Source organism: Aeromonas sp. R10-2 (genome assembly GCF_040908445.1).
Lineage (GTDB): Bacteria > Pseudomonadota > Gammaproteobacteria > Enterobacterales > Aeromonadaceae > Aeromonas > Aeromonas veronii.
The window spans coordinates 20,190-32,355 of record NZ_JBFODS010000025.1; the positions used below are offsets into that span (position 1 = coordinate 20,190).

Consider the following 12,166-nt stretch of genomic DNA (forward strand, 5'->3'; position numbering starts at 1 on the left):
TCGGGCTCTCTGTCCGGGTGATAGCCTTTACAACCATTGTTACAGGGGAAAGATGGTGATTTTCCGGCATCGGCTTGCCCGATGATCTTTCCCATTGATCCGGAGTGTGTATGAGCCGACTTGCCTTGCTGCTGTTGCTGGCGGCGTTCGGGCTGGCAGCCAAACCCTTGTCCCCCGAGCAGTTGGAAAATGAACTGGGAGGGATGGAGCGGGTCTATCAGCCGATCGAGTTGCTGCGGGAGCGCCTTGCCCGTTTGCAGCGGGACGGCAACGCCTATCCGCCGTCGCAGCAGATGCGGATCAGTCGTCTGGCTTGCTGGGCTCAATCGGCCGATGACATGCAGGAGTCCCGTACCGCCATCGCCAATGCGGAGCGGATGCTGGCCATTGCGCGAGAGCAGGGTGATGACGCCGCCGTGGCGGAGCTGACGATTTGCCGCGGCTGGTTCAATCAGCTGCTCGGCGAGGTAGCGAAGGCTCGTCACGATTACGATGAGGGGCTGCGGCTGGCAAGAGAGGCCGCCTTGCCGAAGCTGGAGGCGCTGGCGCTGGCCCGCAGGGGGGCCATGCTGTCTTTTCAGGGGGTCTCAGGCCAGGGGCTGATGGATCTCACCAAGGCGCACAATATCTATGAGCAGCTGGGGTTGCCCACCTGGTATCACCAGGCGCAGCTCGAGATTGCAGCCACATTTCGTCGTATGGGCCTCTACGCCGAAGCGCTCGCCACCCTCAACCGGTTGAGCGAGCATTTTGCCAGAAGTCACGACGGGTTTGGCTCGGCAAGGCTAAGTGATCAACTGGCGATGGTTTATCTGCAGACCGGGCGTTATCAGGATGCGCTGGGCGAGCTTGAACGCAGTGCGGCCTTTTATAATCAGCCTCAATATCTGATTGAGCATGCCGAACGCATGGTGATGCAGGCCGAGGCTCTGCTCGGGCTGGATCGCCCCGCTGATGCCGGACGCTTGCTGGCACAAGCTGCGAAGGTGCTCTCTCCCGATGTTGACCCCATCCTCCATGCGCATCTCGAGCTGGTGCGGGCGAGGTTGAGAGTCGAACAGCAGGAACCGGCGCCAGCCTTGCGTGCGCTTGAGAAGATTGAGCCGATTTTGAAGGTGGAAGGGCACGTACGTTTTTTGCTCGAGCTCTACTGGGTACGCAGTCGGGCGCTCGAGTTGCAAGGCGACTATCCGGCGGCACTGGCCGCATTGCGGGAGCATCTGGTGCAGGAGCAGCGGCTCGATCAGCTGTTACGGGAACAGAGCACGGCCTGGGTTCGCGGCGAGTTCGAGCTGGCCCGTCAGGAGGGGGAGAACGAGCGACTGCGAGTCGAGCAGCAGTTGCAGCAGCAGGAGCTGGAGCAGGTCAAGGAGCGTCGTTTCTGGCTGCTGGTGGTGATGGTGCTTTGCGGGGTACTGGCGCTGATGACGATGGGGTGGCTGCTTGATCGCAACCGTCGGATGCGTCGTCTGGCCTTTACCGATGAGCTGACCGGCATCAACAACCGCCGTCGGGTGCTGCGGCAGGGCAGCGATATGCTGGCGCTGGCTCGCAGGCAGGGCTCGCCATTTTGTCTGCTGGTGTTCGATATCGATCACTTCAAGCGGATCAACGATACCCTGGGACATCATCAAGGAGACAGGGTGCTGCAATGGGTCTCTCGGGCGGCAGATCGTCAGCTGCGGCACCAGGATCAGTTGGGGCGTACCGGCGGAGAGGAGTTCTTGATCCTGCTGCCGGATACCAGCCTTGAAGAGGCGTGCCGGGTGGCTGAGCGGATCCGTCACACGGTCGCCAACCGGGCGCTGCCCGGCATGTCGTACCCGGTAACCATCAGTATCGGATGTGCCTCTCTGCGAGACGATGATCAGGATCTGGCGGCCTTGATCCAGCGTGCTGACAATGCGCTGTATCGTGCGAAAGAGGCGGGGCGCAACCGGGTGGAGACAGACGAGTGACGGGCCGGGTATTGTCACTCACCAGGGTGTCATCGATATTGGGGAGCACACTGATACGGCGATGATGCTCGTCCCCTGCGCTCGTTCTTGCCTGCGATGACAGATTGGCAAGCGCGAGCGCAGAAGACCGTCAGAAGGGCGTTATGCCCAGGCGCTGCCGCCATTGAGGTGAAGCACCTCACCATTCATGTTGTTGTTGCTCATCAGGAATAACGCGGCCTGCGCATAATCCTCTCCCTCTCCCAAGCGTTTCAACGGCAGGCTTTGCGCCACGGCAGCCACTTTTTGTGGGTCATTGCCCAGTGCTTTAAGCAGCATGGGGGTGCGCATGGGGCCCGGGTTGATAACGTTGATCCGACGGGGGGTCAGCTCGGTAACCAGACTGTGAGCCAGTGTTTCGACGGCGCCAGCTGCAACGGCAGGGAGTGCTTTACCCGGTTGTGGGCGGCGCGTCACCATCCCGGACGTGAGCACGATGGAGCCGCGTTCTGACAGTTTGGGTGCTGCGGCGCGGATCGCATGAACACTTCCCCAGAAGCGGCTGTCCATGTTGATTTTCAAATCCTCGATGGCAGCGGTGAGAAAGCTGCCTGGTCGCATGACGGCGGCGGTGATGACGAGATGATCCAGCGAATCCAGCTGGTTGAAAAAGTGATTGACGGAGTCGACGTCGAGAATATCCAGTTGATGGCCACTGGCACTTGGGCCCAGTTCAGCCAGCGCAGTGGCAAGCTGCTCACGGCTGGAACCGCCGATAATGACCTTGGCGCCTTGCTCGATCGCTTGCTGGGCGGTGGCCAGGCCAAGACCCGAGGTACCACCGATAATGACGATCTGTTGATTGTGCAGGGTGGAATGTTTCATGTAATGACCTCTCCATTATGTAGATACGATTTACATATTTGTAGCTGGGTAGGGAAAGTCCAAGTATGAAAATTTATCAAGAGTGGTTGTTGCTGGCATGAGGAGGGGGCCAAGTCCACGTGGTCCGGATGCTGCCATCCGATTCGGAGTGTTTGATTTCCTGTTCAGTTGGAACCTGTGAAACGGCTGAGCGGCCAAATTATCATCTCTTGTCATGCTGGGTATTTTTCACTCGCGCGGGTATAATGTCGCGCAATTTTGCTTTGACTCAGGCGAGAAGACCCATGTAACGCAACCCTCCTCCCTCTCTCCACCTGGTTGGCAAAACGCCAGCTGGCGTGGCTTTCGTTGCGTATACATGTGCCGTGAGCGGCATTCCGGATTTATTCCCACGGTGGCTGATGCCACCGCTCAATAGAAGAACGTTGAATTATGTCAGCTGAATTTCTGAGTGAAGTCTCCAAGAGACGCACTTTTGCGATCATTTCGCACCCGGATGCGGGTAAAACCACTATCACCGAGAAAGTCCTGCTGTTCGGACAGGCCATTCAGCGCGCCGGTACCGTCAAGGGCCGTGGCTCGGGCCAGCACGCCAAATCCGACTGGATGGAGATGGAGAAGCAGCGTGGTATCTCCATCACCACCTCGGTGATGCAGTTCCCCTATGCCGACTGTCTGGTCAACCTGCTCGACACCCCGGGTCACGAGGACTTCTCCGAAGATACCTACCGTACCCTGACGGCGGTCGACTGCTGCCTGATGGTCATCGACGCCGCCAAGGGTGTTGAAGACCGGACTCGCAAGCTGATGGAAGTCACCCGTCTGCGCGATACCCCCATCCTCACCTTCATGAACAAGCTGGACCGTGAAGTGCGCGATCCGATGGAAGTGATGGACGAGGTGGAGCGCGAGCTGAAGATCATGTGCGCCCCCATCACCTGGCCTATCGGCTGCGGTAAATCCTTCAAGGGTGTCTATCACCTCTACAAGGATGAGACCTATCTCTACCAGAGCGGTCAGGGCCACACCATTCAGGAGAAGCGTGTAGTCAAGGGGCTGAACAACCCGGATCTGGATGCCGCCGTCGGCGAAGATCTAGCCCGGCAACTGCGTGACGAGCTGGAGCTGGTGCAGGGCGCCTCTCCCGAGTTCGATCACGATGCCTTTATCGCTGGCGAGATGACCCCGGTCTTCTTCGGTACCGCACTGGGTAACTTCGGTGTTGACCACATGCTGGATGGCCTGACTGACTGGGCGCCGTCTCCCATGCCGCGCAAGGCCGAGAGCCGCGAAGTGGTGGCGACCGAGGAGAAGTTCTCCGGTTTCGTATTCAAGATCCAGGCAAACATGGATCCGAAGCACCGTGACCGTATCGCTTTTATGCGTATCGTGTCAGGTACTTACAGCAAGGGCATGAAGATGCGCCATGTGCGTATCGGCAAGGATGTGAACATCTCCGACGCCGTGACCTTTATGGCCGGTGACCGTGAGCAGGCGGAAGACGCCTTCGCCGGTGACATCATCGGTCTGCACAACCACGGTACCATCCAGATCGGCGACACCTTCACCCAGGGTGAGGATCTCAAGTTCACCGGTATCCCGAACTTTGCACCGGAACTGTTCCGTCGCATCCGCCTGCGCGACCCGCTCAAGCAGAAGCAGCTGCTCAAGGGGTTGGTCCAGCTCTCCGAAGAGGGCGCGGTGCAGGTGTTCCGTCCGCTGATCAGCAACGATCTCATCGTCGGTGCGGTCGGTGTGCTGCAGTTTGACGTGGTGGTTTCGCGCCTCAAGAGCGAGTACAACGTCGAGGCCATCTACGAGGCGGTCAACGTCTCCACCGCCCGCTGGGTGGAAGGGACCGACGTCAAGAAGTTCGAAGAGTTCAAGCGTAAGAACGAGGTCAACCTGGCCCTCGATGGCGGTGACAACCTCACCTATATCGCACCGACCATGGTCAACCTGCGCCTGGCACAGGAGCGCCACCCGGACGTTGAGTTCCGCCAGACTCGCGAGCACTGATAAGTGCCTGCCTGCTCGGCAGACAAGATAAAAGAGGCCCCGCTTCGGCGGGGTCTCTTGTTTTGTGCCGTTTTGCCTGTTTAAGGAGGGATGCAGGGGGTAATGGTTCAGCATATACCAGTCGCAAGCAGCCCTCACCCTAGCCCTCTCCCGGAGGGAGAGGGAACCATCAGAGGTCAGCCTGAAAGATCGCGGAAGTGTTTTTACCCCCTTCTCCCCTTGCGGGAGAAGGGTTGGGGATGAGGGGGCTACCCCAGTGTCAGCACCATACAGATCTCGCAATCCCCGTGGCCGGTGCAGCCAAGGGGGCCGGGCAGGTGTTCAAAGCCCAGTGATTCGTAGAGGCTGGTGGCTTCGCGCAGTACCTCAGTGGTCTCCAGATAGCAGCGGCGATAGCCCAAACTACGAGCGGCATCCAGTGCTTGCAACACCAACCGCTTGCCAAGGCCCAGTCCGCGCAGGGCGGGCATAAAGTACATCTTCTGCAGCTCGCAGACTCCCTCTTCTCCCGCCAATGGCGCGATACCGCCACCGCCGAGGATGGAACCGTCTGGTCCTTCGATGACCCAGTAGCGACTCTTCTCCCCCTGATAGCTCTGGGAGAGGGTATCGAGATTGGGATCCGAGACCCCATAGCCCTTGTCTGCGGTGAGACCATATTCGGCCGATACGGCGCGGATCACCAAGGCGATCTGGGCATTGTCCGCCGCCTTGATGGGGCGGATCTGGTAACCCCGCTGGCGGCGGGCGCGGGAGAGGGCGCTGCGATAGAGCCGCAGCCCTTGCCACAACTGCTCCCGCTCGGGCAGGCTCAACTGCGCCAGCATCTCTTCCATCGCCCCGTCCATCTCCCGGTGCAACTCCAGCAGCATCCCCTGACCGTTGACGGTAAGGCGGGCCTCCTTGCTGCGGCCGTCGGAGGGGTGCGGGTGCCAGCTGATGAGCTCCCGCTCGGCGAGGCGCGCCAGCGGACGACTGGCGTTGGATTTGTCGATGTGCAGCTTTTCTGCCAGCTGCTGGTTGGTAGCCGGGGCGTTTTCCAGCTCGATCAGCAGGTGAGCCTCGATGGGGGTGAGGGCCAGATTGCCGCACTGCTGGGAGAGCATGCCGAGTTCGCGAACCAGATCGCGCGACAGGGCGCGCAGGGGACGGGGATCCATATCGTGGTTTCCTTTTTAGTTGTGCATGACAACTAAAATAGCGTAAAAGTTGTAATTCGCAACCTTTTGCTGTGATGACTTGCAGAATATGGGGTGAGCGGCAGCACCGTTGGCGGGGCTGCCGCAGGTGGGGCGGTCGTCAGGCGGCGGCTCTGATAGCCAGCTCCGGGCGGCGGGAGAAGCAGCGGGCGAGCAGCAACATGGTGGCGACGCCTATGGTGCCCAGCACCAGCCAGGGGAGGGCCGGTTGTCCCTGTTGCAGCGAGAAGTCATAGAGGGAGCCGCCGCCCACGTAGCCGGTCATGCCCCCCAGCGCCAGTCCGAGGCGGCTGAAGCCCATGTAGCTGCCGCGGGCTGTTGGGTTGGCAAGCCTGGTCATCAGGGTCTCCCGGGCCGGTTCACAGATGATAATCCCCAGATAGAAGCAGGCCAGCAGTACGAAGATGCCGGAGAGGGTGCTGACGAAGGCGACCAGCCCGATCCCCACCGTCATCAGCAGGATACCTGCCATCAGTCGGCTCTCCAGCCGATAGCGCCGCTCGCTAAAACGGGCGATAGGGTAGAGCAGCGCCAGTGACAGCGCCGTTTCCAGGCTGTACATCCAGCCCACGGCGGTGGTGCTGCCGGATAGTTGTTTGACCAGAATGGGGAAAATCAGCATCACCTGTACCCACAGCATGTAGTAGCCGCTTAAGATCAGCACCAGTCGGCAGAAGGCGCGATCCGCCAGCACCTGTCCCAACCCTTCCCGCATCGGAGTCGGTTTGACCGAGAGGCGGTAGGCGGGCAGCAGGGTCCAGTTGCAGAGAGCCGCCAGGGTGAAGAGTCCGGCGCCCAGCAGGCAGACATAGGTGAAGTCAAAGCGCAGCAGCCAGCTGCCTAGCAGGGCACCGGTGACGGCTCCCGCACTCTCCAGCATCATCAGCAGGGAGATAAAGCGGCCCCGTTCATGGGGACGGGTAAATTTGATCACCAGTGCGGCCCGTGGCGGGTCGAACAGGCAACCGCCCAGTCCGGAGAGGAAGCAGGAGAAGATCAGCATGGCGCCGCTGTCGGCCCAGGCCAGGGTGGCAAAGCCGACGGCGCGCAGCAACATGCCGGTGACGATGAGTGGGCGGGCGCCAAAGCGGTCGGCCAGCGAACCGCCAAAGATCCCCAGCCCCTGCTGGGTCAGCTGGCGCAGGCCGAGTGCCAGCCCCACCAGACCGGCCGCCCAGCCGAGTTGATCGACGAAGCGCAGGCTGATCATCGGCATCACCACAAAGAAACCCAGGATCACCAGTGTGGTATCCAGCGCCAGAAACCAGCGTCCCCAAAACCTCGCCCTATCGACCATAGCGCCCTCTCATTCACAGATACCTTCATTCTGGAGAGGGTTTAGATATAGTGGTAGACGACAACTACCTATATTTCATATCAGGATTATTTATGTCTATGGATCTGGACGATCTGCAACTGCTGCTGGATGTGGCCGAGCTGGGCAGCTTCAGTCAGGCGGCGGCCATTCGTGGCTGGTCACAGCCGCTGGTGAGCCAGCGGATTGCCCAGCTGGAGGAGAGCCTCGGGGCGCCGCTGTTTCAGCGTCATCGGCGCGGCGTGACGCCGACCCGTGCCTGCGAGGAGTTTCTGCCATCAGCCCGCTCTGCGCTGGCGATCCTGAGCGAAGGGCGGCTGGCACTGCAGGGGGCGCCAGCGCTGCCTTGTATCCGTCTCTCCAGCCTGCCATCTCTTACTTCGGTGGTGTTTGGCTCGCTATTGATGGAGCTGGTGGATGAGCCGTTCGAAATCCGCTGTACCACGGATCACTCCGGCGAGATCATGCAGTCGCTGCTGACCGGCGAGGCCGATATCGGCTTTGTACTCAAGCGTCCGCCAGTTGCGGGCCTGCAGATGGAGCTGCTCTGCTGCTCCCCCATTATCGCTATCGCCTCGCCATTGCATCCGCTGGCCGGTTGTCACGGTCTCACTCTGGAGGATATTGCCGACCAGCGGCTGGCGCCTCAGGTATGGGGGCCGGGGTGTGACGTCTTTATCCAGCAGTTGCGGCGGCTGCGGCGGGCTGCCAGCCCCCTGCATGCGGTGCAACCCGCCAGTGCAGCGCGGGATCTGGCGCTGGAACACGGGTTTATCACCCTGATGCCGGAGCTGGCTATCAAGCGGGATCTGGAGGTGGGGCGGCTGGTCAGGCTCGATGTGCGCAATCTGCCGCAGGAGCATTGGGATGTGATGATGGCGTGGCGCGGTGGCAAGCGGCCCAACCCGGCTCGGGAAACCGTGTTGGCCACCGCCCGCACGCTGGCGAAACGGTGGCGCAATGAGTAGAGCGATGCGGGACAAGGCCCGCACCGGGTGGATCAGTAGCTGGCCTTGAGGGTCACGCCACTGAACGCTGCAAACCCTGACAGCTGCACATGCCAGGTGCCCGCCTTGGGATTGGTGAACGAGCAGCTTTCGTTATTGCCCCCCTTGTAGGGGCGGCAGTCGTAACTGCTGCTGGTGGGGGCGCTGCCAAAGCGGACGTAGAGGTCGGCATCACCGGTACCGCCGCTGCTGCTGATCTGCAGCGACCTGGTGCCCGCCGGTACGTTCAGGGTGTAGTTGAGTTTGCCACCCTTGCTGGCGGCGAGGTTGCTCACCGGCACGCCGTTTTGCAGCACGTTGTCGCTCGGTGGCGGCGTGGTGCCGCAGCTGGCATCGACCCCGACGGTCTGGAAGGCCCGTGCCACATCCGCCTGACTGTAACCCAGATCGGCGGTCGCCCGGCTGACGCCGCAGGCCCCTTGCTGGTAGTTGGTGTTGGCGCCCCAGTAGAGGCGGTTGGCCAGCAGGAACACTTCAAATGCCTTGCGGGTGTTCCAGCCACTGCTGGTGGCGAGCAGGTAGAAGGCGCGGTTATAGACCCCTGAGCTGTGGTGTACATCCATCCCCTCCTGATAATCCGCCGCATGGCCGATGGATCTGCCATCCCGGGTCGGATCCTCGAAGTAGCGCAGGGAGCCGTTGCCCTTGAAGATCTGGGCGCCGACCAGCCAGTCGTTGCTCCCCTTCATGTAGAACTCGGCCGCTTCCCCCGCCATATCGGAGAAGGCCTCGTTGATGCCGCCGGATTGTCCTGAATAGATCAGCCCGGAGTTCTGCTCGGTAAAGCCGTGGCTCACCTCGTGGGCCGCCACATCGAGGCTTACCAGCGGGTGGAAGGTGGTGGCGCCGTCACCGAAGGTCATCTGGCTGCCATCCCAGAAGGCATTTTCGTAATTCTTGCTGTAGTGAACCCGCATCTTCAGTTTGAAGGTGAGGGGCGCCGTGTTGTACCAGTTGCGGTACATGTCGAACACCACGTTGCCAAAGTAGTGGGCGTCGTTGAGGGGCGAGTAAGCGCCGTTGATCTCCTTGACCCGGTTCTCCGGGCAGGTGAACTGGTGGATGGCGCCGCCAGAGGTGGCGTGGTTGAGGTTGATGGTATCGACGTTGGGGCTGGTCATCCGGCAGTTGTCATCCACGATGAGCGGGCCAAAGTCGGTGCCGTAGACGTATTTGCCGGTCTTGATGTTGCCCCCCGGGCCGGTGGCATCCTTGTGGTTGATCCCCTCCCAGCGTTTGAGCTCCTCACCACTCTGGGCATCAAGAATGACGAAGGGGCGGCTTGGCTTGTCACCTTCGGCGATGAAGGAGACCTGATAAACCAGCCGGGCCAGCCCGTTCTCATCCTGCATCACGTAGAGTTTGACCTGCTCGTTGCTCCCCTTGCTGCCCGCTTTGGCCTTGCTGGCGGCATCCTGTGGCGAGAGGGTGGCGGCCGGGCTTGCCACATCCTGATCGATCTGGCGCAGCATGCGCCCGCTGGCCTGTTGCAGCTGGCCGTTCAGGCTCTTGTCAGCCACCACCACCTGACCCATTACCGGGATGCCGTTCCAGACCTGCTCGTAGCGGATCCGCTGCTGGCCGTTGGGCAGCTTGACCACCCGCACCTGGCGAAACTCGCCATCTTCCAGCTGCAAGGTACCACTCGCGGCACTGAGGCCTGTCATGGCCAGGATGCCGTTTGCCGTTACGTTGATCTCTACCTCTTGCGCCGCCAGTGCGGCGCTTCCCCAGCAGGCCAGCGCAACGGCCAGATAAATTTTATTCATCTCTTCTTTCCTTAAATCGATGAGGTTGATAAACCGACCGAAGGTCGGGCGTTTTGAAGCTAGTGCCGGTGGGGGAAAGTGCCCCCTGTCAAAAGTGACAGCGCAGCACAAAGGGGTAGCAGGATCTGCCAAAGTGCCGTTTTGGGGCATTCGCCGGCTCCATGTGGAGAGCATTATCCGGTTTCAGACACCCACCCTCCTCTTTGGAGGGAGGAGAGTCCGTGCGCAGTCACCCTCTGCGAAGCCTGCCGGAGGAGGGCCGTAAAAGTGGCTGGCGCGGCCAGTGGCGATTGGCTACATTGGGTGCTGGCTTTCGATTTGATCACTGATTTGAAAGGAGAATCCCATGTTTTCATGGCAGTTGGACGACGAGCTTGCGCTGCTCTTCTTGCAGCCCGATATGGCGAGCGAACTGTTTGCCCTCTGCAATGACAACCGGGAGTACCTCTCCCAGTGGCTACCCTGGCCGCCACTGATCCAGCGCCCCGTTGACAGCGCCCTCTTCATTCGCAGTGCCATCGAGAAGTTCGCCCGCGGCGAGGGGCTCACCACTGCCATCGAGTATCAGGGGGAGGTGGTGGGGGTCATAGGTTACAACAGCATCGATCACGATCTTGGCAAGGTGGTCATCGGTTACTGGCTGGCGGAGCGCTGGCAGGGTAACGGCATCATCACCCGTGCCTGTCAGGCCCTGATCCACCACGCCTTCGAAGAGATGGGGATGGAGAAGGTGGAGATCAGCGCCGCCACCGATAACGAGCCCAGCAGGGCTGTTTGTGAACGGCTCGGGATGCAGCTGGAGGGGGTGACCCGGCGCGCAGAGCGGCTGGGCAACCGGATTGTGGACCATGCCCACTACAGCTTGCTGCGCGATGAGTGGTTAAGACAGCGGGAGTCCTGATGGCGCTGCCACATATCAAGACGGCCCGCACCCACCTGACCATACTGTCGCCGGACCAGGCCCCCATGATGCTCGACTTCTACCGGCGCAACCGCGCCCATCTCGCCCCCTGGGAGCCGCTGCGGGACGAGCACTTTTACACACTCTCTTACTGGCATGCCCGGCTGCAGGACAGCTACAGCCAGTTCTTTAACGGCACCGGCGTCAATCTGGTGGCCCTCGATCCGGCTGGCGAGCGGGTGATCGCCACCTGCAACTTCAGCAATATCCTGATGGGGGTCTTCAAGGCGTGTCATCTGGGCTATGCCATCGACCAGCAGCATCAGGGGCAGGGGGTGATGAGAGAGGTGCTGTCAGCCGCCATTGACTACCTGTTTCGGGAGCACGATCTGCATCGCATCATGGCTTGCTATATGCCTGCCAATCAGCGTAGTGGCGCCTTGCTGGAGCGGCTCGGCTTCGAGCGGGAGGGATTCGCACGGGCGTATCTGATGATCAATGGCCGCTGGGAGGATCACATCCTCACCTCGCTGATTAATCCGGCCCCCTGAGCGACAGATAAAAAAACGGGTCCGAAGTTGCCTTCGGACCCGTCTTCGAATGAGGTGCAGGCTTAGTTGGCCTTGGCATCGCTCACTGCAGCTTCAACCTTGGTAGCGGCTTCGGTAGCAGCTTTTTCTACGGTTGCAGTCGCTTCGGAGGTGGCCTTCTCTACGGTAGAGGTGGCTTCGCTAGCGGCTTTTTCTACAGTGGCAGCAACTTCGGCGGCCGGAGCAGCAGCAGGAGCGGCAGCTTTTTCTTCTTTCTGACCGCAAGCAGTCAACATCAGACCCAGGATACCGGCTACCAGTACTTTGTTCATGTGCATTCCCTCAAATAAATATGGAGAGATGGTCTGTGCAACCATCACAGCGCCCACCGTTGCCCGGTATTGAAACAAGAAGCCGGGAGGCAGCAGGCGGGCGCAATATAGCCTCATTAGTTACCGATGAAAACGGATATCACAATGACATTTTTTCGTGCCGTGGATAAAAAGCTCCACTGCAACGACTGATATCAATACAAGATGCCGTTAAATGGCGCTAATTGCACAATAAAACACCGCTTTGCTGCCATCTTATGGCGGTTTAGCAA

The 12,166-nt window shown here is 60.4% G+C and carries 10 protein-coding genes; 5 read left to right on the plus strand and 5 right to left on the minus strand.

All coding sequences use genetic code 11. The features are described 5' to 3' along the window. Positions 1 to 110: 110 nt before the first annotated feature. Positions 111 to 1,958 (plus strand): diguanylate cyclase, encoded by a 1,848-nt coding sequence (locus AB5Y97_RS05795; protein ID WP_368157364.1) that lies wholly within the window; start codon positions 111 to 113, stop codon positions 1,956 to 1,958. A gap of 141 nt (positions 1,959 to 2,099) precedes the next feature. Here the strand turns inward: AB5Y97_RS05795 and AB5Y97_RS05800 are convergent, their stop codons facing one another. After that, a complete protein-coding gene (locus tag AB5Y97_RS05800) occupies positions 2,100 to 2,822 on the minus strand; it encodes an SDR family oxidoreductase (RefSeq protein ID WP_160880922.1) in 723 nt (240 codons plus the stop codon). Positions 2,823 to 3,251: 429 nt separating this feature from the next. Here AB5Y97_RS05800 and prfC point away from each other — a divergent pair, with 429 nt between their 5' ends. Next, positions 3,252 to 4,841, plus strand: a complete 1,590-nt coding sequence (prfC, locus tag AB5Y97_RS05805; protein ID WP_085942070.1) for a peptide chain release factor 3 — start codon at positions 3,252 to 3,254, stop codon at positions 4,839 to 4,841. 248 nt (positions 4,842 to 5,089) lie between these two features. On the opposite strand, the gene AB5Y97_RS05810 is transcribed toward prfC, so the two are convergent. Next, entirely contained in the window at positions 5,090 to 6,001 is a 912-nt protein-coding gene (locus AB5Y97_RS05810; protein WP_201947097.1) for a bifunctional helix-turn-helix transcriptional regulator/GNAT family N-acetyltransferase, read from the minus strand. Between the two features lie 139 nt (positions 6,002 to 6,140). Beyond that, positions 6,141 to 7,337 (minus strand): multidrug efflux MFS transporter MdtH, encoded by a 1,197-nt coding sequence (gene mdtH / locus AB5Y97_RS05815; protein WP_201947099.1) that lies wholly within the window; start codon positions 7,335 to 7,337, stop codon positions 6,141 to 6,143. 92 nt (positions 7,338 to 7,429) lie between these two features. Here mdtH and AB5Y97_RS05820 point away from each other — a divergent pair, with 92 nt between their 5' ends. Further along, the gene (locus AB5Y97_RS05820; protein WP_005349020.1) at positions 7,430 to 8,323 is read left to right on the plus strand and encodes a LysR family transcriptional regulator; all 894 of its coding nucleotides are present in this window, start codon (positions 7,430 to 7,432) and stop codon (positions 8,321 to 8,323) included. Positions 8,324 to 8,355: 32 nt separating this feature from the next. Here the strand turns inward: AB5Y97_RS05820 and AB5Y97_RS05825 are convergent, their stop codons facing one another. Then, complete coding sequence (locus tag AB5Y97_RS05825) at positions 8,356 to 10,131, minus strand: M4 family metallopeptidase (protein WP_201947101.1); 1,776 nt, start codon at positions 10,129 to 10,131, stop codon at positions 8,356 to 8,358. Between the two features lie 346 nt (positions 10,132 to 10,477). Here AB5Y97_RS05825 and AB5Y97_RS05830 point away from each other — a divergent pair, with 346 nt between their 5' ends. Continuing rightward, positions 10,478 to 11,032, plus strand: coding sequence for a GNAT family N-acetyltransferase (locus AB5Y97_RS05830; protein WP_005340529.1), 555 nt, complete (start codon positions 10,478 to 10,480; stop codon positions 11,030 to 11,032). After that, the gene (gene rimJ / locus AB5Y97_RS05835; protein ID WP_139436559.1) at positions 11,032 to 11,583 is read left to right on the plus strand and encodes a ribosomal protein S5-alanine N-acetyltransferase; all 552 of its coding nucleotides are present in this window, start codon (positions 11,032 to 11,034) and stop codon (positions 11,581 to 11,583) included. Before AB5Y97_RS05830 ends, rimJ begins: the two co-directional genes overlap by 1 nt. 62 nt (positions 11,584 to 11,645) lie before the next feature. Here the strand turns inward: rimJ and AB5Y97_RS05840 are convergent, their stop codons facing one another. Then, entirely contained in the window at positions 11,646 to 11,894 is a 249-nt protein-coding gene (locus tag AB5Y97_RS05840) for a hypothetical protein (RefSeq protein WP_005340533.1), read from the minus strand. Between the last annotated feature and the right edge of the window lie 272 nt (positions 11,895 to 12,166).